We start from the raw sequence: 21,960 nt of genomic DNA on the forward strand, positions 1-21,960 counted from the left end.
TGAGAAAAGTGATGTTGTTGTTCTGATGAGAAACATGCGCCCATTGTCGATTCGAGCCGCTGTAATGCTCCCCGTGTTTCTCGTGCTCACGTTCACCTTGATTGTGATCATTCTGACCATTAACAACCACTACCGCACCAGCTCTCAGTTTGTCGGTAAGTTACTGCTGGACGATTACTCTCAAGGGATTGAATTAGACTTACGCCAGTATCTTCAGCACCCGTTTAACGCCAACGTATTTGTCGCTGAGCGTCTCGCCGCTCGCCTCCAAGCCGCCCCCATCAACAATAAAGGCTTGCGAGACTATTTACTCAGTAGTCACACGTCGCTTTATCAAGCCATGCCATACATGCAAGTGCTCAGCATTGGCGTTGATGCGAACGGCGATTATTTTGGCTATCGCAAAAATCAAGCAGGCCAGTCGATTTTGATGGAGCGAAGTGATGCCACACAAGGCGCATTACGCATCTTCGACGGTCGAACGTTAAACGCCAATATTGTTTACCAAGACAGCCACTATGATCCTCGTGTTCGCCCCTGGTATATTCCAGCCTTTAACCGCGAACAACCACGCTGGACCGATATATACCTCGATGCTGATGAAATCGGCGAAGTATCACTCTCTGCCATTGCGCCCGTGCAGGTTAGTGGCGAGGTCTGGGGGGTGGTCGCCAGCGATATCAAGCTGAACGCCTTTAATCGCTTTCTCAGTGAGCGCCAGCAAAAACTCGGCGGCGCGCTTTTTATTGTCGATGACGAAGGCAGGATGATCGCCCATAGCGGCAACAGCAGTCCTAGCAACATTTTACACTTCCCTAATATCACCAATAACTCAGTACTCAACGCCACCATCAATGAGATATCGGCTGATTGGCCTCCTGAACCTGAAAAGCTCGGCAAATCGTTTCATTTCGACATCCATGAAAAACAGGGTCACTTCTATGGCACCGTCAAAAAAATCGCCTTACCGCCGCCTTTTCAGCATCAATGGTATGTGGTGGCCGCCCTGCCTGATCAGCTGCTTCTCGAAAGCTTGTTAAGCCAACAAGAAATCAGTATTTATTTAGTGATCGCAATATCGGTAATTGGCTTGGTGATTGTTTATTTAATTATTCGCCAACTCACTCGGCCCTTGCGTGACACCGCAGAGGCGGCGGCAAAGCTCGCCTCAGGCAATCTCACCTATCGAATTAACACCCCTGCCAACCTGCGGGAGATTGCGATATTAAAAGACGCGTTTAATAACATGTCCGGCAAAATGCAAGAGTCATTCAACCGCTTACGTCAGCAAGTCCGCCAAGATAACTTAACCCAGTTGTATACGCGCGAAGGCTTGATCGAACAAGCCGCCGGGCTGCGTTATCGGTCACCGAATACCTTGGCGATTTTAGGGGTCAATGGCTTTCGAGATATTAACGATAGCCTAGGTCAAGACGGCGGTGATGTGCTGCTATGTGCCATCGCACAACGATTAACCGATTTAGCCGATGGCTCCAGTATGCTAATCGCACGCGTTCGCGGTGATGAATTTGCAGTCCTGGCGCCCCACACCACTAACCGAACCCAGTCAGAAGCGCTAGTGAGTCAACTACTGAGTCTGTTTAACCGCCCAGTCACTATCGGTAACGACGATGTCCTGGTGGATGCTTGTGCCGGGGTGGTGTTCGGTTATACCTACGGGGATGCCATTCATGAAAGCCTCCAACACGCAGGGTTGGCTCTCAGTGAAGCCAAGCGCAGTGATGCGGCGATGTATGTCTATTTTGAAGCCAGTATGCAAGCTCGGGTGCAAGAACAGTCTCGGCTCCTGCTTGAGCTTCATCATGCCGTTCAGCATCATGAATTCGTCGTGTTCTATCAACCTTTCGTGCGCTTAAGCGATGGCTATTTCTGTGGCGCAGAAGCCTTAGTGCGCTGGGAAAGCCCCAGCCGTGGCATGGTGTCCCCAGCAGAGTTCATTCCGGTCGCCGAACAAAGCGGTTTAATCAACCAAATCGGCATGCAAGTGCTTGAACAAGCCGCTTTTGATACGGTCGCACAAATTGAAGCCGGACGATGGCCTGCCCATTTCCAATTACATGTCAACTTATCAGCACGACAGTTATTATCGGCTGACTTTATCGACAAGTTGGAGCAAGTGCTCACACGCACACAACTTCCGCCCGAGAATTTAACCTTAGAGATCACTGAGTCACAGTTGATGAGCCATGAGCATCTCGCGACCTCTGGGCTCACTAAAATCCGCGCCCTTGGGATTAAAATTGCGATTGACGACTTTGGTACGGGCTATTCTTCATTGGCCTATTTACATCAGATGGCTTTCGATAGCCTAAAAATCGACCGTAGCTTCGTCCATTCGATGACCGAAAACAGCACCAACCAAAGGATCATTGAAGCCGTGGTTGCCATGACCCGAGGCATGGATGTCCACTTGGTCGCTGAAGGCATTGAAACCAAAGAAGAGGCGGCTAGGTTACGTGAAATTGGTTGCCATTATGCGCAAGGGTTCTTGTTCGCCAGGCCCCTACCCTTGGCCGAACAACCAACAGAACGGGTAACGGATAAATTGCCAACGCGATAAGGCTCACGTCCTACGCGCTTCGACAGCTGACGCATGGCGCCACAGTCGCTATACTGAGCGCCAACTCACCGGCTGGGAACCAACGATGATGAGACACGATTTTCCTTTAACGGACCTACACCGTCACCTCGATGGCAACATCCGCATCAATACGATTTTAGAGCTTGGTCAGCAGTTTTCGATGCCGCTGCCGGCACATGACATTGAAAGCCTGCGCCCCCATGTACAGGTGGTTGATACCGCGCCTGATTTGGTCGCGTTTCTCTCAAAACTTGATTGGGGTGTGGCAGTACTCGGGGATCTCGACGCGGTACGGCGCGTGGCGTATGAAAACGTCGAGGATGCCCTAAATGCACACATCGACTATGCCGAACTACGATTTTCGCCCTACTACATGGCGATGAAACATCAACTGCCCCTCGAAGGCGTGGTGGAAGCCGTCGTCGATGGCGTGCAGGCCGGCAGCCGTGACTTTGGCGTGAAAACCAACCTGATTGGCATCATGAGCCGTACTTTCGGCACCCAAGCCTGTATGGCCGAGTTGGATGCACTACTGACACAGAAATCGCAACTGGTTGCCATCGATTTAGCCGGTGACGAACTGGGGCAGCCCGGAGACCAATTCACCGAACATTTTGCCAAAGTTCGAGCCAGTGATTTGCAAGTGACGGTTCACGCTGGTGAGGCTGCGGGCGCTGAGAGTATGTGGCAGGCGATTAACGAGCTAGGCGCGACCCGTATTGGCCATGGCGTGAAAGCGATTGAAGACCCCGCTTTAATGGACTATTTAGCCAAGCACCGTATCGGGATTGAATCCTGCCTAACCTCGAATATTCAGACCAGTACCATTGCTGATCTCGCACAGCATCCGGTGCGCCAATTCCTCGACCACGGTATTCTGGCATCGTTAAATACCGACGATCCAGCCGTGGAAGGCATCGAGCTGCCCTATGAATATGAAGTCGCGGCCCCAGCCGCGGGCTTAACCGCTACACAAATCAACACACTACAAGAAAATGGCCTAACCATTGCCTTCTTGTCTGACCATGAGAAAGCGGCGCTAATAGCCAAAGCTGCGGCCCGCTAATGGGCTGTGGGTGTTATAAAAAAACCGCCATTTGGCGGTTTTTTTGTTTAAATCACCCGTGAGAACTGTTGTTGTCGCGCCCTATCCCGTAAATAAATATCAAAACTCATACAGATATTACGGATCAGCATCCGACCGGTTTTGGTCACGCTGATGGTCTGGTCGGTAACACGGACCAAATCGTCGTCAATAAAACACTGTAGCAACTTGAGATCGTCAGCAAAGTAACGGTCAAAATCAATCTGATAACGTGCGGCGATCACCGCCTTCTCAAGGGTAAAGTTACACATCAAGGCTTTAATCACATCGCGGCGAATACGATCATCGCGCTCCAACATGACGCCTTTAAATAAGGCATGTCGCTCCGCATCCACTTGGTGATAATACCGCTTCATCTCTTTTTGATTTTGCGCGTAACAATCACCAATCATCGAAATCGCCGACACACCCAATCCTAATAAGTCACAGTCACCCTGGGTGGTGTAGCCTTGAAAATTACGATGCAAGCGTCCCTCACGTTGCGCAACCGCCAGCTCATCATCGGGCAACGCAAAGTGGTCCATACCAATAAATTGGTACCCCGCCGCCGTTAGCGTGTTAATGGTTTCTTGCAGCATGGTGAGCTTGGCGTCGGGTGACGGTAAGGCATTCTCGTCTATTTTCCGCTGGGCGGCGAATAAATTAGGTAAATGGGCATAGTTAAACACTGATAGCCGCCCAGGGCGCATGGTGAGCACTTGCTCTAGCGTGTTGGAAAATCCCTCGGGTGTTTGGCTGGGTAAACCATAAATCAAATCAAGATTGGTGGAGCGAAAGCCAAGCTCTCGCGCACGTGCAACCAATGCGTGAATAAAGTCTTCATCTTGCTCTCGGTTGACCAGCTGCTGCACTTTTTTATCAAAGTCCTGCACGCCAATACTGATGCGATTAAACCCTTCACTGCGCAGATGATCGAGCATATCCAGCGGGATTTCACGTGGGTCCACCTCGATACTGATTTCCGCATCGTCTTCAAACTGGAACTCTTGGCGCAGTAACCCCATTAGACGCGAGATCTGTGCTTTGGTGAGAAAGGTGGGTGTACCGCCTCCCCAGTGCAATTGAGTAACCCGACGGGCGCCCAGTAAGAATGCACGCTGGCGAATTTCATGTTCCAAGGCATCCAGATACTCATCCGCCTTATGTTGATGCCGGGTCACCACTTTGTTGCAGCCGCAGTAATAGCAGAGCTTGTGACAAAATGGGATATGCACATACAACGACAACGGCCGCTCAGGATACTGGCTACATGCCATATCAAATTCCGCAGGCGTAAATGCCTCATGGAATTCAAGCGCGGTGGGGTACGAGGTATAGCGGGGCCCTGAATAATTATACTTATTGATCAAGGCTTGATCCCAAATGATTTGTGGTGATGACATGGCTTACATTCCGCAAAGGCGCTTAGGAAAGGAGAACAAAGTGTAGTGTGCCACAGCCTTAAGTCAGGTGTTTAGCACTACCCGCATTGATATGGTGAAAGTGTCGGCGAGATCGATTTTCGCCTAATAATTATAAGGGTATTGTGCCAAAATAATAAAGGAATGCCGCTGCGAGCAGCCGCATTCCAAGCAGGTACACTTAGTGGGTCAAAATATGATCAGGGATATGCCGGCCACCCGTAAAGGCCAAAATCTCGGCCAACTCGGCTTTTATCGCCTGCTCGAGTCGCGCTTCATGCTTGGCACGATCAAAGTCCAACCGCATCCGTTCGTTCTTTTTAAGGGTTTTCCTGGCATCACCTCGTGGGGTGTCTTTGACCGCCTCGTAAAGTTCAAATAACGCAGGGTAGCGGCTATCAAATTCAACCCGCTTTTCCCCTTGGAGGTGATCCATAATCATATAAAGACGAATCGCCGCCTCGGACAAATCACATTGATCTTTCAAGGCTGCGAACGCAATCACATCAACGCTTTCAATGATTTTATCATTCCGCTTTTTTATCGCCGCCTCTTCCATCTCCGCTTGCAGCGCCGTCTGCCGCTTGAGTCTTGCCAGCAAAGTCCCGGCGTATACCGATAACGCTAAAATAATCAGCGCGCCTAGTCCTGCTAGTATCCAGATCCCGTCCTGCACCTGCTACTCCTCTTTAATCGTTCTGTTGCTCAAATTTGGCAAGCAGATCGCTTTCATCATCCTCCGGTGTATCCTCGTCGCTCAGCAACCCTAGCTTATCCATCAGCACTTCAATGCGATCGAGTTTTTCATCGACATAGTTTTGCAGCCCTGCCCCGAGCTTTTCACCGTTTTCGATGCGATCGAGTAAGACATTCAGTTGCGGGTCTTGCTCGAGCTTTTCCAGCTCTTGCGCAGGGGTCAACGTGGATTGTTTCGGTTTCGCAGCTTCAGGCCCCAATGGAATCGGTTTTTTACTGCCAATCCGTGGGTCTTTCTTGCCGCCGCGACGATGCGTTTGCACATCACTTTCTTCAGAATGACGCGATCCTGCTTTTTTTCCTTTCCGTTTTTTCTGCTTTTTCAGCATGCGAGCAATTCGATCTTGCTCGGTCTGGTTTTTATCTACGTATTGCGCCGGGCCTTCCGATCCTGTGCGGCGCGTTTTCTTTTTACGAGTCATAACAATGGTTTCCTCATTAATATTACATCGTTGCCCAAAAAGGTCAGTTCGAAGCCAGCTTGAGCAGCTAGAAATTGAAACGTTTGGCGGCTAAAAAAGCTGACATGAGTCAGGTCATTCTTATAGTGCCAGCGTGAAAATGCCGCTGGATCCTGGACCAGCTTGGTCATGATCCCCAGATACCCACCCGGCTTTAGCATGGATAGCCATTGTGTCCACTGCTCGGCGGGGTGATAAAAGTGCTCAATCGCTTCGGTGCAGGTGATAAAATCGTAACCACGCGCCAACACCTGTGTATCAGGGGCATAGAAGGGATCATAGCAGGCGATTGAATGTCCCGCGTCACGCAGCATGTTTGCAAGCACCGGCCCCGGACCACAACCAAAATCTAGGCCGTTGCGTGGCGATTCAGCTAACCGCGCAAGTAACGGGGTGGCCAACCGCGATAAGAAGCGCTGATAACCCGCATCATCAGGATGATTTTGGTGCAAGTCATAAATGGCTTTCTCATCGTGCGGTGCCAGCAGTGCCTGGCGATCAACAAACACCAAATCACAACGCGTACATTGAAAATAGGCGCGGCGCTTATCGGTATGGTAAGGGTGAGTCTGGGTATGCTCACATAAAGGGCAGTGCTGCATGTTATTCGTCTATGCCAAAAGCTGGCGCGAATGTAGCAGAAAGTGGGTCAATAAAAAAGCGACAGGCATAATGCCTGTCGCGGTATCGCCTTGGCGATATAAGCGGGTGTCGTCCGTCCTGGTACGTCTTTCATCCCTGCTCAATAGCGTTTTACGCCTTGGTTTTAACATCCTGTTAGTGTGGTTGGCTTACCTGCCTAACGGTCGCATCCTGCGTCCTTGTCGTCATAACATCCACATCACATCCTGTGCGAGACTATCCTTGCATGCCGACCTTGGCGAGTTCACATCCTGTGGCAACACCTTCCTGGTGTGAAAAGCTTTCCTTAGCCGGTTGGCCTATTCTTGGCGTCAACGTCCGGTTGATGATGATAGCGTATCCTAATCACTTAATTTGCCTAGCATGCCAAACAAAAAAATCCTGTTTAAAAAAGAAATGTGCGTATTAAGTGATTGAATATATAGTATTTTTTATTTTATCTTTCAATCGATATCGCGATTTTCTCGCCGTAAAATAGCAAATATCTTACACCCGATAACGCACTTGTCGTTATCAGCGCTAACACCATGCAAGCAAATCGCAAAGCAGTGATAAGAAGAGGAAGAGGAAGAGGAAGGAAACAAAAAGCGGCTGCGTTATTCACAACCGCTTTTGCTGTCACGCTCGGTAATTAATGCAGACCACCGAGATAGCTCGACAGCGCATCAATTTCCTCGTCAGTGAGCTTGGCAGCCACCGATCGCATCATGTTATTCATATCATTATGACGTTCCTCTGCACGGAACATCTTCAACTGACTCGCCAAGTAGTTTGCGGGCTGGCCAGAAATTTTCGGGAAACCAGAAGAGGGGGTGCCATTACCGCGTGGACCGTGACAAGCGACACACGCCGCAATGCCTCGCTCTGCATCGCCCGCCATGTAGAGTTGGCGGCCAATTTCAACCGCGCCTTCGGGGGTTGTGCCAGGCTTGGGCGTGAGCGTTGCGTAATAAGCAGCCAGGTCAGCCATGTCCTGCTCCGATAAAGGAGCCACCATGCCAGCCATCACCGCGTTGTATCGCCCTTGCTCACCGCCGCTTTGCGCGCCAAGCTTAAATTCCTTCAACTGCTTTTCAATGTAGTTGGCGTGCTGACCCGCCAAGTTTGGGTAATCAGGCAAAACACTGTTACCGTCAGCACCGTGACAGGCGGCACAGGTATTGGATTTGGCTTTGCCCGCTTCAGCATCTCCTTGGGCCCAGACTGAAGTGCTGGCCAGGAGAGTCAATATTAGCGCTAATTTCTTCATGACATTCCGTTTATAATTATCAAGCTTCCAGTACCACTACTTAGTTACCGTCATGGTACAATTACCGATCAAAAACCGAGCACGGTTATTTTACACAAATTCACACAAAAGTAATCAGTCTACTACACCAAGACGAGACGGAGTTAACAGTGGAGCAATCACTTAATTACCGTAACACCCAGTTTGTTACTAGCGCACCAGACATCCGCCATCTTCCTGATAATACAGGAATCGAAATCGCTTTTGCTGGCCGCTCAAACGCCGGTAAATCTAGCTCCCTTAACCGTCTATGTGACCAAAAGAGCCTAGCGAAAACCAGTAAAACCCCCGGTCGGACACAATTGATTAACCTATTTAAGGTGGACGAGGGTTGCCATATTGTCGACCTCCCTGGCTATGGTTATGCCCAAGTCCCTCTAGAAATGAAAGAGAAATGGCAGCGATCGCTGGGAGAATATTTACAAAAACGTGATCAACTTGGCGGATTAGTGGTGTTGATGGATATTCGCCACCCGATGAAAGACTTGGATCAGCAGCTGATTTATTGGGCCGTTGAGTCAAAATTGCCCGTTTTAGTGTTACTGACCAAAGCGGACAAGCTTAAAACCGGTGCACGTAAACAGCAATTAATGAAGATTCGAGAAGCGTCGCTGGCATTTTGCGGCGATGTCGAGGTCGAATTGTATTCGTCACTCAAGGGCATTGGCGTGGATAAATTACGTCAAAAACTGGATGCCTGGTATCACACCACGCCGCCATTGCTTGCCGAAGAGCAACCACTGCCTAGCGAGTAATCGCCTTTTATCGGCGTAAGGGAGGCACAACGTCTTCCCTCACGGATCTGGCGCTAAAAGACGAAAGCTAAAAAAAAGCCGACCCTCATCGAGGGTCGGCGAATCTTTGTGCGTGCGTGATCTGAATCAGACCCTGTAAACACATAAAGAACAAGAAGCTGTGCGTATTATAACCAGGTTTCCCAGCAAAATTAAAGTAATTGCTCTAATTTTTTGGAATACAGGATCAACACAGCTGAAAATAGTTAAAAAGGCAGTGGCAGGGCTGCTCGCGTCGCGGCATATCAACCAATAAAAAAAGCCCCAGTCAGTATCCTGACTGGGGCTGCTGAATCAGCCAAATCCAATAACGTGAAACAAAAGGTCTGAAAGATAGAACATCTTACCTCTGTACCCTACGCTGATAACTGTATATCAATCACCCAGCCTTGAAAAGTATATTACGTAATTTTTTTTCATAAAAATACACAAAAAAGAACGAAAACCACCATAGATCAGTTGGATACTAAACAAAAAAAAAGCCGAATTCGCATTCGGCTCTTTATACTAAAAGGTCGATATATAGATAAAAACCGTAAACTTAGTGGGCTTCTCCCCAGTTATCGCCAAATCCTGCCTCAGCGATTAAGGGCACATCAAGTACAGCCGCCGACTCCATCAATTTTCGTACTTGGCTTTCAACTTTGGACATAGATGACGTTTTTACTTCCAACACCAGCTCATCGTGAACTTGCATCACCAGACGCGCGTCATCCGCGGCGTTGGCCTGAATCCACTGATCAACCAATATCATTGCACGCTTAATAATATCGGCGGCGGTACCTTGCATCGGCGCGTTGATAGCCGCACGTTCGGCTCCTTTGCGACGCATGCCATTGCGTGATTTTATTTCAGGTAAGTACAAACGACGGCCAAAGATAGTCTCCACATAACCTTTTTCTGCGGCTTGCTCACGGGTGCTATCCATATATGCTCTCACGCCTGGATAACGATCGAAGTAGGTGTCCATGTAGGTTTGCGCTTCATGGCGACCAATACCAAGCTGGCGTGAGAGGCCAAAGGCACTCATACCATAAATCAAACCAAAGTTGATCGCTTTGGCGCGGCGACGCTGCTCACTGGTGACCTCATCAAGACTCACCCCCATCACTTCCGCCGCCGTGGCCGCGTGAATATCTTTGCCCTCACGGAACGCTTCTAACAAGGCTTTATCACCGGATAGGTGCGCCATAATCCGCAATTCGATCTGCGAGTAATCCACCGCTAAAATCGTATGATCCGGTTCCGCGGTGAAGGCTTCACGAATACGGCGACCCTGCTCGTTCCGAATCGGGATATTCTGTAAGTTTGGATCGGTTGACGATAAACGCCCAGTGGCTGTGACCGCTTGATGATACGAGGTATGCACGCGGCCCGTTTGTGCATTGATCATGCGTGGCAGTTTATCCGTGTAGGTTGATTTGAGTTTCGCAAGGCCACGATACTCCAAGATACGCGCAGGCAACGGGTAATCGAGCGAGAGCTCTTGCAGCACTTCTTCATTGGTCGACGGGCTACCTGACGGGGTTTTCTTGACCACAGGCAGACCCATTTTCTCAAATAAAATCGCCTGTAATTGCTTCGGCGAGCTTAAGTTAAACTCTTCGCCGGCAATCTCAAAGGCTTCACGCTCAAGTTCAATCAAACGGGTATGCAGCGCTTCTGATTGCGTCGCCAACTTGTCTTTGTCAATTAACACACCATGACGTTCCATGCGCGATAGCACACTGACTAATGGCATTTCATAAAACTCAAAAATGGTTTTTAACTTTTCGTCACTGGTGACTCGTCCAATCAAATACTGATGTAACCGTAGCGTAATGTCAGCATCTTCCGCGGCATAAGGTGCCGCTTGCTCAAGGGGGACTTGGTTAAAGGTCAGTTGTTTTTTGCCTTTCCCGGCAATGTCTTCGAAACTAATGCAGGTGTGCTGCAAGTAGCGCTCAGCGAGGCTGTCCATGTCATGGCGTCCCGCGACACTGTTGTACACGTACGACTCCAGCATGGTGTCGTAGGCTATCCCTTTTAAGGTGATTCCGTGACGCGCAAAAACACTGGCATCATACTTTAGATTTTGGCCGACTTTCGCCGCTGAGGGATCTTCCAGCCAAGGACGCAATACAGTGATCACATCTTCCAGCGATAGCTGCTCAGGCGCTTCGAGGTAATCATGGGCCACCGGTACATAAGCCGCTTCGCCTGGCGCGACCGCAAATGAAATACCAACCAGATTGGCTTCCATATAGTTAAGGCTATCGGTTTCCGTATCCACCGCCACCACGTCAGCTTGACGAATTTTCTCTAACCATGTTTCCAGTGACTCGCGCGTGAGTACGGTTTGATAATGATCACGATCGATACTGACTGCCTGCGATAAAGGCTCATCAGAGGTTGATTCCTCTGGCGCATCTCCCTCGTCGAGCTCTTTTAGCCAACGACGGAACTGTAAATCGCGGTACATGGCTACCAAAGTATCATTATCAGGTGCTTGCTTAATCAATTGTTGCGGGGTGAAATCAAGCGCCACATCTAATTTGATAGTAGCCAACTGATAGGAAAGATAGGCGCCCTCTTTATTGTCCGTTAGCTTTTTTGCCATGCTCTTGGCGCCGCGGAAGCTCAGCTCAGCAATTTTATCCAGATTGGCGTAGATATCATCCAAGCCGCCGAGGTTGGCAATCAACGCCGTCGCAGTTTTATCGCCCACCCCCGGCACGCCAGGAATGTTATCGACTTTATCCCCCATCAGCGCGAGATAATCAATAATATGCTCAGGACCAAAGCCATACTTATCACGCACCGCATCCGGGTCCATCACCACATTAGTCATGGTGTTGATTAAGGTGACATGCTCGTCCACTAATTGAGCCATATCTTTGTCGCCGGTGCTGATCAGTACCGGCATTCCGGCTTGTGAGGCCTGAGTGGCCAGTGTGCCGATAACGTCATCGGCTTCGACCCCCTCTACCGCAAGTAAAGGCAACCCCATTGCTTTAATAATCTTATGCAGGGGGGCTATTTGCCCACGTAAATCATCTGGCATCGGTGGACGATTCGCTTTGTACTGTTCGTACATGTCATCGCGGAACGTCTTCCCTTTGGCATCAAAAATCACCGCGACATGAGAATGCGGGTATTGGCGCAATAAACTGCGCAGCATATTCACCACACCATAGACCGCACCCGTCGGCTCACCTTCACTATTGGTGAGGCTGGGTGACGCATGGTAAGCCCGGTAAAGATAAGAGGATCCATCCACCAGGATGAGGGGGTTATCGGGAAGAGTTGCCATATCAGTATCTTGATTGCCAGTTAAACACGTTAGTCGTTAAGCATGCCACGAGTCGTGACCCCTGTTAACCATGGTTTTTCCCATCGCGTCGTCTATCTGTGGATAACTTTGTTGGTAAATATTTTATAGGGTTTTTGGCTTGTCTAAATAGAGAAGAAAAATAAATTTTTAACCTTTAATAATCAAACAGATAAATAAAAACAAAGGATCCTGATCTTGATCGAACAAGGATCTTGTGGTGTGGAAAAAGAAATCGCTATGGGTCTCAAGGTTGCAGAGAAAGTCATCATAAACTGCGGAGATAATCACCAATTTCATTGCCGAAGTTCGCTAAGCTTTCGCCTAACCCAGTACCAATGCGACACTGATAAACGTAGCCTATATTAGCGTCGTTGATCGTTGTGCATTGCCCACACTGATTGCGATATTTTTAATCTCGATACAAGGAGAGCGTGATGAAAAAGGTGGCTGTGATCTTATCTGGCTGCGGCGTGTTTGACGGCGCAGAGATCCAAGAGACCGTATTATCGCTGCTAGCACTAGAACAAAACGATGCGCAATGGCAGTGTTTCGCACCAGATATCGATCAGCACCATGTGATCGATCATCGTACTGGTGAGCCGATGAACGAAACGCGCAATGTGCTCACCGAAGCCAGCCGTATTGTTCGTGGTGAGATTCTTCCGCTTACCGATTTAAACGTCGATGACTTCGACGCCTTACTGGTCCCCGGTGGCTTTGGTGCAGCCAAGAACTTGTCAGACTTTGCTTACAATGGCGATCCGGTGCAGGTACACCAAGATATGTTTGCGGTTTGCCAAGCTTTTATGCGTGCAGAAAAGCCCGCCGGTTATATGTGTATCGCGCCAATCATGATCCCGCAGATCTATCCAAAAGGTGTAAAAGGCACCATTGGCAATGAACCTGATATCGCTGCCGCCTTTAATCGTATGGGGGGTGAACATATTGACTGCCCAGTATCGGATTATGTGCTGGATCAGCGCCATCATCTGCTATCCACACCGGCCTATATGCTAGCAACGTCTGTTTCGGACGCAGCTAGTGGTATCAATCGGATGGTGAAAAAACTGGTTGAGCTCGCCTAAGCAAATAATAACGGGAAAAAGAAAGACAAAAAGAAAAAAGCGACGCCGAAGTGGGCGTCGCTGTAACAAGTGAGCGCAAAAACAAAGCTGTCTAGTAACAGTTTGCTGGCCCCAATACACTGGAAGCAATGTGAGCAATGTCGTGCCTTCAACGCCTAGCTTGTGGGCTTTGCCCTGAAGACAAGTTAACAATAACCATTCTCATTACCATTTTCAACACTTAGTTGATAATCTTTTTCATTTATTGATCTTGTGCTCAGACTCATTCGCTGTCATCAAACTGTTATTGCACCCACAGCCATCACGCCAACACTCCTGGTTCGAAAAGCCAGCGCCCAAAAAGAAAAAAGCGACATCCCGAAAGATGTCGCCTAGCAAAAAACGGACTAACTTAATCACTGTTTGATAAGCGCCCCGCTAATACACTGGAAGCAATGTGAGCAATGTCGTGCCTTCAGGAACGTCGTGTCATGTCCCTGAGTGCAAGTTAATAATAACCATTCTCATTATCGTTAATCAAGAAGAAAATACGTTTATTTTTTATTCGCTGTACATTTATTGATCTGCTTCTCAAAATAAAGCCGGTAATCGGTAAGCTGACATAAAAAAGAGCCGCGATGCGACCCTTTTTTCTGCTGCTGATTAGGACGTTTGCTGCACCGCCCCCGACGGACTCACTTGTGTGATACGTCGGATAATCAGGTTGAGCAACACCCCATACATAGGAATAAACAGCCCCAAGCTGATAATCAGCTTAAAGGCGTAGTCGACCAGGGCAATTTCAACCCAGTGCTCCGCCATAAAGGTATCTTGGCTTTGATAGAACGCAATCGCAAAAAAGGCGAGCGTGTCTGAGGCATTACCAAACAAGGTAGAACAACTCGGCGCCACCCACCATTGGCGCTGTTGGCGTAAGCGATTGAACACATGAATATCTAAAATCTGACCCAGCAGATAGGCCATAAAGCTGGCAATCGCAATCCGAGCCACCGTGAGATTAAACGTGCTCAGTTCCGCGAATCCTTGGTAACTGCCCTGATAAAACAAGACGGATAACACATAGGAAATCAGCAAAGCTGGCATCATCACGAATAAAATGATGCGACGCGCTAATCCAGGGCCATAAATTCTGACAGTCAGATCGGTAGCCAAGAAAATAAACGGAAAGGTAAACGCTCCCCAGGTGGTGTGGAAACCCCAAACGGTAAAAGGGATCTGCACCAAGTAATTACTGGAGGCAATAATGATAAGATGGAATATCACGAGGTAACTCAGCGCTTTACGCTGCTGAGCGAGAGAAAAGTGGCTCATAGTGCACCTTTTTGTTATTGGGGGCGAGGGAACCCAAAATACTTAGCTACCTATCAACAGGCAGCGCGAGGTGGCGAATTATACAGCAATCAATCGGCGGTGCCAGTGTAATTTAAAGAGGCGGATGACGTATCCACCAGCGCCGCAAGAAGGCTATCACTTCATCACCATCACTCTCCAATGGCTCCAACCATACGCTCTGGGTGTAATGGGCCGCTTTGAGCATCAGACGCGTGCCTTCAAAGTCAATTAGCCAGGTCATCATGTCGGCGTCTTGCTGGCTTTCCAGTACTTGAGCTTGTAACACGTCAAGCAATGGCTGACAGATAACCTCGGCATTATCCGCATCAAGCTGTGGCTGAGAAAATGCCAAGGCACAGTCTGATTCAATCAAAGGCCAATTACTCGGTACCATAACCGTACTCACTGATGCCAAGGTGATCGTCAATTAAATCTAAAAACGCATCGCCGAATTTTTCCAGTTTGCGCTGGCCGACGCCACTGACCGCCAACAGCTCAGCGTGTGAGGAAGGCAGCATCTCGGCCATTTCCATCAAGCTGGCATCGTTAAACACCACATACGGTGGAATATCTTCCTCATCGGCAATCGCTTTACGTAACTTACGCAACTTGGCAAATAGCTTTTTGTCGTAATGGCGCTGACTCAGCTTATTGGCTTTGGTGCGTGGGCTGAGGCCGATACGTGGTACCGCCAATTCAAGCGCCATTTCGCTACGCAATAGTGGCCGCGCTTGTTCAGTCAACTGCAACACCGAGCTGCGAGCAATGTTTTGCAACAGATAACCGCGGTGGATCAATTGGCGAATAATGCTTACCCAGTATTCATGACTCCACTCTCGCCCGATGCCATAGGTCGATAGCTTGTCGTGACCATGATCTTTAATGCGCTGATTTTGCATTCCGCGCAGCACTTCAACCACATACCCGACCCCGAAGCTTTGGTTGACACGGTAGACGCATGACAGCGCTTTTTGCGCTTGCTCAGTGCCATCGAAGTGAGTAGGTGGGTCGAGACAAATATCACAGTTGCCACACGGGGTTTGGCGGTTTTCGCCAAAGTAGTTTAGGAGCACTAAACGGCGACAGGTTTGCGCTTCGGCAAACGCGCCCATCGCAGTCAATTTATGGCTTTCGACCTGCTTTTGTGGCCCCTCGGGCTTTTCTTCCAAACAGCGATGAAGCCATCCCATGTCGGAGGGGTCGTACAACAACACCGCTTCAGCCGGTAGTCCGTCTCGTCCGGCACGGCCGGTTTCTTGATAGTAAGACTCAATATTGCGCGGCACATCGTAATGCACCACAAAGCGAACATTGGGCTTATTAATCCCCATGCCAAATGCCACGGTTGCCACCACAATATTGACATCATCACGTTGGAACGCCTCTTGCACCGACCCGCGCGCCTCTGTGGTCATGCCGGCATGGTAAGCAGCGGCGAGCATATTGTTGTCGCACAGTTTTTGCGCGACCTGCTCTACTCGCTTGCGACTATTGCAATACACAATGCCTGACTGACCGCGTAGGCCAGTTAAAAAATGCACCAATTGCGCTAAGGGTTTATGCTTTTCTAATAGCGTGTAACGAATATTCGGGCGATCAAAGCTGCCCAGATGCACCAGCGGATCGTTCAGGGTAAGGCGAGATAGAATGTCCTCGCGCGTGGTGGCATCCGCGGTCGCCGTCAGCGCCATCACCGGCACATCGGGGAAATGCTGTTTCAGCTGACCCAAAGAGGCATATTCGCGGCGAAAGTCATGCCCCCACTGGGAAATACAGTGCGCTTCATCCACCGCCACTAATCCAAGTTGCCAATCACTTAAGCGATGAAGAAAATCACGGCCCAGGGCACGCTCAGGCGACACGTACAGCAGTTTCACCTCGCCATGGTTTAAGGCGCGCAACGTCTCCGCTTGCGCCTCGGGGGTCATCGCCGAGTTTAAGCACGCCGCGGCGACCCCATTGGCATTGAGCTGATCGACCTGATCTTTCATCAACGAGATCAAAGGCGAAATCACCACGGTCAAACCAGTACGTACCAACGCAGGGATCTGATAGCACAGTGATTTCCCGCCTCCGGTTGGCATAATCACCAAGGCATCACGGCCAGCAATCGCTGCGTCAATCACCGCTTGCTGACCCTCGCGAAATTGATGATAACCAAACACCGCTTTGAGTACCTGGTGGGCAGTACTCGTGGCAGGGTCAATGGTAGCGGCGTCGGTCGCCATTGGTGTATCGACATGAGCGGGGGTGGCGGACATAATCAAGCTCGTTACTCAAACTGGCGCTCATTCTACCGACACCCTCTGACTGATGAAACCCTGAGCACTAAGAAAGGTGCTTGCGCCAGTGCTTACAACTTGTTACATCTAGTCAACATGCATGAATACGCGTTCATTCCTTATCGATACCCATAACGAGAAAGCACCGTGATTCCAGATCCGAAACGCGCCCGCCAAGGCGTGCTATTAGCCCTTGCAGCTTACATTATGTGGGGAATTGCCCCTATATACTTTAAAACGGTCAACCATATTCCGGCGCCAGAAATCTTGTCGCATCGGATTATTTGGTCGTTTGTCTTTTTGGCATTGCTGCTGTTTTTTACCCGTCGTTTTTATCAGCTTAAACCGATTATCCGCGAGCCGAAAAAGCTGTTGATGTTGATGCTCACCTCTTGCTTTATTGGCTGTAATTGGCTGATTTTTATCTGGGCGATTGTTAATAACCGCATGCTGGATGCCAGCCTTGGCTACTACATTAATCCACTGGTGAACGTGGCACTGGGGATGATCTTTCTTGGTGAGCGTTTTCGCCGTCTACAGTGGCTTGCCGCCGCGCTGGCGTTGGTGGGGGTATTGGTACAATTGATTACCTTTGGCTCACTGCCTTGGATAGCCCTGGTGCTGGCCACCAGCTTTGCGATTTACGGCTTACTGCGCAAAAAAATCAACTTACCGGCAGTGCCGGGTCTGTTTGTGGAAACCTGCACACTCTTGCCCGTTGCGCTGATTTATCTATGGCAGTTTGCCGATACACCTAGCGCTAACCTGCTCGATAATCCCATCAGTCTAAATATGCTACTGGCCGCTGCCGGCTTGATCACCACGATACCTTTGTTGTGTTTTACCGGTGCCGCGACCCGCCTACCTTTGACGGTATTGGGGTTTTTCCAATACATCGGCCCAAGCTTAATGTTTTTACTCGCCGTCGGCTTATATGACGAACCTTTCACCCTCGACAAGGCCACGACGTTCGGCTTTATTTGGGCCGCCTTGGCGATATTTAGCGTTGATGCCTATCAGAACAAACGACATCAAGTCACCAACATTAAACGTGCCGCGTTATCAACAGGAAAACCAGAATGAACGAGCTGACTATTCTCGCCACGCTAGCGGGGGTACATATGATTGCGCTGCTCAGCCCCGGGCCCGACTTTGCCTTGGTGCTCCAAAATGCGACCCGTTATGGCCGTGCCACTGGCTTAGCGATTGCGCTAGGGTTATCGCTCAGTATTTTGGCGCACACAATACTGAGCATTACCGGCATCAGTCTGTTGGTGCATCAGCACCCGCAACTGTTTATGTGGGTACAGGTGGCGGGGGGCAGTGTACTGATGTATTTAGGCCTTAGCGCAATCAAAGGCTTACTCGCCGCTACCACAGCGCCAGTGCAAACTGCCAATGATGCGCCTGCGGTACGCGGCCAAAAACAGGCCTTTTGGAAAGGGGTGCTGACCAACCTTTTTAACCCGAAAGCCTTGGTGTTTTTTATTTCGTTGATGAGTACCTTGGTACCGGCCAGCATGTCTGCCAGTGGCAAAGCCATGGCCGTGGCGGTGGTGTTTCTGCTTTCATTAGGGTGGTTTTCTTCGCTCGCCTGGCTGCTATCAGGCAGTCGCGTACAGCAAGTGCTCACCAAAGTCGCCCCAGTTATCGATGGCCTGTGTGCGTTGTTGTTTTTGCTGCTAGGTGGCGCGGTCGTGTGGCAAGCCGGCGTATTCGGCTAACGCCACGGCTGCAAAAATGCAGGCGATGGAGCAAATACCAATACGCCCAGCCGAGGCTGGGCGTATGTTACGTTTTCTAGCGTTAAGCAGCGGGGATTAAAGCGCTTCCAGTTTGGCGTACTGAGTTACCAACCACTTAATCCCTTCCCCATTAAAGGCGACTTGCACGCGGCTTTGTCCGCCACTGCCTTCAAAGTTGATGATGGTGCCTTCACCAAATTTAGGGTGTTGCACCCGCTGACCCAAACTAAACCCGGTTTGGTTAAAGTTCTCCTGAGTCTGCGTTTTGGAAAAACGACCACCGCTTGCAGCAGGGCGTGAGACATTGGCACGCATCCGCACTTCTTCCAAGCAGGCCTCGGGCAGCTCGCGTATAAAGCGCGAGATCTTATGGAACATGTCTTTGCCGTACACACGGCGCATTTCTGCATAGGTAAGATAGAGTTTTTCCATCGCTCGCGTCATGCCGACATAGCAAAGGCGACGCTCTTCTTCTAGGCGACCCGCTTCTTCGGCTGACATCTGGCTGGGGAACATGCCCTCTTCCACCCCGACCATAAAGACTAAGGGGAACTCGAGACCTTTGGCACTGTGCAAGGTCATCAATTGGACCGCGTCATCAAACTCGTCCGCTTGACCTTCACCGGCCTCGAGGGCGGCGTGGGCCAAGAATGCCGACAGCGGTGTCATCCCTTCCGCTTCCGCCTCTTCGGGTGGCGTAAATTGGCGCGTGGCCGTCACCAACTCTTCCAAGTTATCAACGCGTGCTTGCGCTTTTTCACCTTTTTCTTGCTCGTACATGGCGCGCAAGCCGGAATGACGGATCACGGCATCGGTTTGTTGATACAGTGCCATGTCACGGGTGTCATCTTCTAGCGCATTGACCAGCTCGATAAACCGGCCCAATGCATTGGCCGCACGCCCTGCCAGCGCTTTTTCGGCCAAGATTTGCTCGGCAGTGTGCCATAAGGTTTGGCCACGATCGCGCGCCGCACCACGAAGCGTCTCAAGAGTGCGATCACCAATCCCTCGAGTGGGCGTGTTTACCACCCGCTCAAACGCCGCATCGTCATTGCGATTCGCCATCAAACGTAAATACGCCAATGCATCTTTGATTTCCTGACGCTCAAAAAAGCGCATGCCGCCGTAGATACGATAAGGCAAACCGGCTTGAATTAAGGCTTCTTCCAGCACCCGGGATTGGGCGTTGTTGCGGTATAAAATCGCGCTATCAGTGAGTGCGCCGCCTTCGTCTTGCCAAGTTTTGATTTTCCCGACCACAAAACGCGCTTCATCCAGTTCATTAAAACCGGCATACACAGAGATGGGCTCACCCTCTTTGCCCTCGGTCCACAGGCTTTTTCCCATCCGGTCGGCGTTGTTTTCAATCAGGGTGTTCGCCGCTTGCAAAATCGTACTGGTCGAGCGGTAGTTTTGCTCCAAACGGATAGTCTGCGGGGTGGTGAAATCGTCCAGAAAATGCTGAATATTTTCGACTTTTGCGCCACGCCAGCCGTAAATGGATTGGTCGTCATCGCCGACAATCATCACTCTAGCCTGTTGACCGGCCATCATGCGTAGCCACGCATATTGGATGTTGTTGGTATCTTGAAACTCATCCACCAAAATGTGCTGGAAACGTGCTTGGTAATGATCACGGATCACCGCTTTGTCGCGCAATAACTCTAAGGTTCGCAGCAAGATCTCGGCAAAATCGACCAAACCGGCGCGATCACAGGCTTCTTGATACGCCTGATAAATCCGTAGCCAAGTGCTTTCAACCGGATCATGGCGGGTATCAATGTGCTTGGGACGCAAGCCTTCATCTTTTTTGCCATTGATGTACCAACTCGCTTGCTTGGCGGGCCAGTGTTTTTCATCCAAGTTTTGCGCTTTAATTAACCGGCGTAGCAAGCGCTGCTGGTCGTCTGAATCAAGAATTTGGAAGTCTTGTGGCAGGTTGGCGTCCAAATAGTGGGCACGGAGAATACGATGGCAAATGCCGTGGAAGGTGCCACACCACATGCCCGAGGCGGTGCCTTGCATCAATTGCTCAATACGGCCACGCATTTCGGCTGCTGCTTTGTTGGTGAAGGTCACCGCCATTACTGAGAACGGCGACGCCTCTTCCACCCGCATTAACCAAGCCATACGATGAACCAGCACCCGTGTTTTACCACTACCGGCCCCGGCAAGCACTAAATGGTTGCCAAGCGGCGCGGCTACGGCGTCACGCTGTTTGTCGTTGAGTCCGTCAAGAAGAGTTGATACGTCCATCGCCACCTGCCATTTTACTGGGTATTTATACACTGGTTGGCGATTATACCAGCTCAGCGCTAAATTGCGCGCCCGATAACGATCAGCGCTTCAACCGAGTGAATGGTGGAAATATCAGTACTATGAGTAATATCTGAGCTATGCGTAATATCGCATAACAGTATCGCGGCCTAACGGTGCCACTGCTGAATTAAGCTATCGAGTTCAGATAAATCATCGATCGCCACATCCGGCAAGGTGCGCCCTTTATGCATCATGGGTGATTGCCGCTCTGGGCGAATCCAGCATGCTTGCATGCCCGCTTGACGCGCGCCGGCAACATCCGAGCTTAAATGATCGCCGACATGTAGAATGCGCGCTGGGGCGAGGCCCAAGGCCTGCGCGGCTTGAGCAAACATCTCAGGGCTTGGCTTGGCCGCGCCGTGTTCACCGGCACGGAAAATATGCTGGAAAAACGGCGTCATTTCAATCGCATCGGTGTCGACGTTGCCATTGGTGATCGCCACCAATGGCAGCGTCTCCGACCAGGCTTTTAAGTAAGCCAAACTTTGTGCCGGCGGAGTAAAATCACTGCGATAACCGCAGAAGAAGGTCGTGGCCGCTTGAGCTTGTGCGCGCGCCTTCTCCGCGGTTAAACCAACATGTTCACCGGCAAGCGTCAGCTGGGCAACCCGCATCGCGGTCACATCAAAGCGTTGTGCTGGGTTCTGGTCACACGCTTGGCGACGAAACCCCGCCATCGTCACATTATCAAGCGCGGCAATTGGCGGACAATGCTCGCGCAAATAGTCAGTTAACGCCGCCTCGGCGCGTGCGATCACCGGCCAGTTATCGTACAAGGTGTCATCCAAGTCAAAACTCACCGCATCAAACGCCTGTAAGCGACGATAAAATTTCAT

18 protein-coding genes are annotated in these 21,960 nt (G+C 50.2%); 6 read left to right on the plus strand and 12 right to left on the minus strand.

Annotation, left to right across the window (positions count from 1 at the left end):
* The first annotated feature begins 34 nt into the window (after positions 1-34).
* Together BZG76_RS12990 and add are read left to right on the plus strand one after the other, a co-directional pair.
* Positions 35-2,581 (plus strand): bifunctional diguanylate cyclase/phosphodiesterase, encoded by a 2,547-nt coding sequence (locus BZG76_RS12990; RefSeq protein WP_198532350.1) that lies wholly within the window; start codon positions 35-37, stop codon positions 2,579-2,581.
* 85 nt (positions 2,582-2,666) lie between these two features.
* The gene (gene add / locus BZG76_RS12995) at positions 2,667-3,668 is read left to right on the plus strand and encodes an adenosine deaminase (protein WP_077461679.1); all 1,002 of its coding nucleotides are present in this window, start codon (positions 2,667-2,669) and stop codon (positions 3,666-3,668) included.
* A gap of 47 nt (positions 3,669-3,715) precedes the next feature.
* Here the strand turns inward: add and hemN are convergent, their stop codons facing one another.
* The 5 genes from hemN to BZG76_RS13020 all read right to left on the minus strand — a co-directional run bounded on the left by hemN (position 3,716) and on the right by BZG76_RS13020 (position 8,215).
* Positions 3,716-5,089 (minus strand): oxygen-independent coproporphyrinogen III oxidase, encoded by a 1,374-nt coding sequence (hemN, locus tag BZG76_RS13000; protein WP_077461680.1) that lies wholly within the window; start codon positions 5,087-5,089, stop codon positions 3,716-3,718.
* 199 nt (positions 5,090-5,288) lie between these two features.
* The gene (locus BZG76_RS13005; RefSeq protein WP_077461681.1) at positions 5,289-5,783 is read right to left on the minus strand and encodes a DUF2489 domain-containing protein; all 495 of its coding nucleotides are present in this window, start codon (positions 5,781-5,783) and stop codon (positions 5,289-5,291) included.
* 13 nt (positions 5,784-5,796) lie between these two features.
* On the minus strand, positions 5,797-6,285 hold the full coding sequence (gene yihI, locus BZG76_RS13010) for a Der GTPase-activating protein YihI (RefSeq protein WP_077461682.1): 489 nt from the start codon (positions 6,283-6,285) through the stop codon (positions 5,797-5,799).
* Positions 6,282-6,926, minus strand: coding sequence for a class I SAM-dependent methyltransferase (locus BZG76_RS13015; RefSeq protein ID WP_021022589.1), 645 nt, complete (start codon positions 6,924-6,926; stop codon positions 6,282-6,284). Before BZG76_RS13015 ends, yihI begins: the two co-directional genes overlap by 4 nt.
* Positions 6,927-7,597: 671 nt before the next feature.
* The gene (locus BZG76_RS13020; RefSeq protein ID WP_077461683.1) at positions 7,598-8,215 is read right to left on the minus strand and encodes a c-type cytochrome; all 618 of its coding nucleotides are present in this window, start codon (positions 8,213-8,215) and stop codon (positions 7,598-7,600) included.
* A gap of 149 nt (positions 8,216-8,364) precedes the next feature.
* Between BZG76_RS13020 and yihA the strand changes: the two genes are divergently transcribed.
* Positions 8,365-9,009, plus strand: a complete 645-nt coding sequence (gene yihA / locus BZG76_RS13025) for a ribosome biogenesis GTP-binding protein YihA/YsxC (protein WP_021022591.1) — start codon at positions 8,365-8,367, stop codon at positions 9,007-9,009.
* A gap of 333 nt (positions 9,010-9,342) precedes the next feature.
* Here the strand turns inward: yihA and BZG76_RS15680 are convergent, their stop codons facing one another.
* Together BZG76_RS15680 and polA are read right to left on the minus strand one after the other, a co-directional pair.
* Positions 9,343-9,390 (minus strand): hypothetical protein, encoded by a 48-nt coding sequence (locus BZG76_RS15680; protein ID WP_438616993.1) that lies wholly within the window; start codon positions 9,388-9,390, stop codon positions 9,343-9,345.
* A 199-nt stretch (positions 9,391-9,589) separates the two neighbouring features.
* Positions 9,590-12,340 carry a DNA polymerase I gene (polA, locus tag BZG76_RS13030; RefSeq protein WP_077461684.1) on the minus strand — a complete coding sequence of 917 codons (2,751 nt, stop codon included), beginning with the start codon at positions 12,338-12,340 and terminating at the stop codon, positions 9,590-9,592.
* Between the two features lie 455 nt (positions 12,341-12,795).
* Between polA and elbB the strand changes: the two genes are divergently transcribed.
* On the plus strand, positions 12,796-13,446 hold the full coding sequence (gene elbB, locus BZG76_RS13035; protein ID WP_021022594.1) for an isoprenoid biosynthesis glyoxalase ElbB: 651 nt from the start codon (positions 12,796-12,798) through the stop codon (positions 13,444-13,446).
* A 642-nt stretch (positions 13,447-14,088) separates the two neighbouring features.
* Here elbB and BZG76_RS13040 read toward each other — a convergent pair.
* The 3 genes from BZG76_RS13040 to recQ all read right to left on the minus strand — a co-directional run bounded on the left by BZG76_RS13040 (position 14,089) and on the right by recQ (position 17,006).
* The gene (locus tag BZG76_RS13040; protein ID WP_077461685.1) at positions 14,089-14,757 is read right to left on the minus strand and encodes a 7-cyano-7-deazaguanine/7-aminomethyl-7-deazaguanine transporter; all 669 of its coding nucleotides are present in this window, start codon (positions 14,755-14,757) and stop codon (positions 14,089-14,091) included.
* Between the two features lie 112 nt (positions 14,758-14,869).
* A complete protein-coding gene (locus BZG76_RS13045) occupies positions 14,870-15,172 on the minus strand; it encodes a DUF3630 family protein (protein ID WP_077461686.1) in 303 nt (100 codons plus the stop codon).
* Complete coding sequence (gene recQ / locus BZG76_RS13050) at positions 15,159-17,006, minus strand: ATP-dependent DNA helicase RecQ (protein WP_108743683.1); 1,848 nt, start codon at positions 17,004-17,006, stop codon at positions 15,159-15,161. The genes BZG76_RS13045 and recQ overlap by 14 nt, the downstream gene beginning before the upstream one ends.
* 204 nt (positions 17,007-17,210) lie before the next feature.
* Between recQ and rarD the strand changes: the two genes are divergently transcribed.
* Together rarD and BZG76_RS13060 are read left to right on the plus strand one after the other, a co-directional pair.
* Positions 17,211-18,143, plus strand: coding sequence for an EamA family transporter RarD (gene rarD / locus BZG76_RS13055; RefSeq protein WP_077461710.1), 933 nt, complete (start codon positions 17,211-17,213; stop codon positions 18,141-18,143).
* Positions 18,140-18,784: a LysE family translocator gene (locus BZG76_RS13060; RefSeq protein WP_021022154.1), complete on the plus strand. Its 645-nt coding sequence runs from the start codon at positions 18,140-18,142 to the stop codon at positions 18,782-18,784. Before rarD ends, BZG76_RS13060 begins: the two co-directional genes overlap by 4 nt.
* 96 nt (positions 18,785-18,880) lie before the next feature.
* Here BZG76_RS13060 and uvrD read toward each other — a convergent pair whose 3' ends face one another.
* Both uvrD and BZG76_RS13070 read right to left on the minus strand, forming a co-directional pair.
* The gene (uvrD, locus tag BZG76_RS13065) at positions 18,881-21,061 is read right to left on the minus strand and encodes a DNA helicase II (RefSeq protein WP_077461688.1); all 2,181 of its coding nucleotides are present in this window, start codon (positions 21,059-21,061) and stop codon (positions 18,881-18,883) included.
* Positions 21,062-21,231: 170 nt separating this feature from the next.
* Positions 21,232-21,960, minus strand: coding sequence for an HAD-IA family hydrolase (locus tag BZG76_RS13070; protein ID WP_158011349.1), 729 nt, complete (start codon positions 21,958-21,960; stop codon positions 21,232-21,234).

This window comes from Salinivibrio sp. AR647, from assembly GCF_001995415.1.
GTDB classification, from domain to species: domain Bacteria; phylum Pseudomonadota; class Gammaproteobacteria; order Enterobacterales; family Vibrionaceae; genus Salinivibrio; species Salinivibrio costicola.

Coding starts and splice junctions, on each gene's coding strand:
- BZG76_RS12990 (WP_198532350.1), top strand. CDS start 35: ATGCGCCCATTGTCGATTCGAGCCGCTGTAATGCTCCCCGTGTTTCTC.
- BZG76_RS13045 (WP_077461686.1), bottom strand. CDS start 15,172: ATGGTACCGAGTAATTGGCCTTTGATTGAATCAGACTGTGCCTTGGCA.
- polA (WP_077461684.1), bottom strand. CDS start 12,340: ATGGCAACTCTTCCCGATAACCCCCTCATCCTGGTGGATGGATCCTCT.
- recQ (WP_108743683.1), bottom strand. CDS start 17,006: ATGGCGACCGACGCCGCTACCATTGACCCTGCCACGAGTACTGCCCAC.
- BZG76_RS13070 (WP_158011349.1), bottom strand. CDS start 21,960: ATGAAATTTTATCGTCGCTTACAGGCGTTTGATGCGGTGAGTTTTGAC.
- hemN (WP_077461680.1), bottom strand. CDS start 5,089: ATGTCATCACCACAAATCATTTGGGATCAAGCCTTGATCAATAAGTAT.
- add (WP_077461679.1), top strand. CDS start 2,667: ATGATGAGACACGATTTTCCTTTAACGGACCTACACCGTCACCTCGAT.
- yihI (WP_077461682.1), bottom strand. CDS start 6,285: ATGACTCGTAAAAAGAAAACGCGCCGCACAGGATCGGAAGGCCCGGCG.
- BZG76_RS13060 (WP_021022154.1), top strand. CDS start 18,140: ATGAACGAGCTGACTATTCTCGCCACGCTAGCGGGGGTACATATGATT.
- BZG76_RS13040 (WP_077461685.1), bottom strand. CDS start 14,757: ATGAGCCACTTTTCTCTCGCTCAGCAGCGTAAAGCGCTGAGTTACCTC.
- BZG76_RS13015 (WP_021022589.1), bottom strand. CDS start 6,926: ATGCAGCACTGCCCTTTATGTGAGCATACCCAGACTCACCCTTACCAT.
- uvrD (WP_077461688.1), bottom strand. CDS start 21,061: ATGGACGTATCAACTCTTCTTGACGGACTCAACGACAAACAGCGTGAC.
- BZG76_RS13020 (WP_077461683.1), bottom strand. CDS start 8,215: ATGAAGAAATTAGCGCTAATATTGACTCTCCTGGCCAGCACTTCAGTC.
- elbB (WP_021022594.1), top strand. CDS start 12,796: ATGAAAAAGGTGGCTGTGATCTTATCTGGCTGCGGCGTGTTTGACGGC.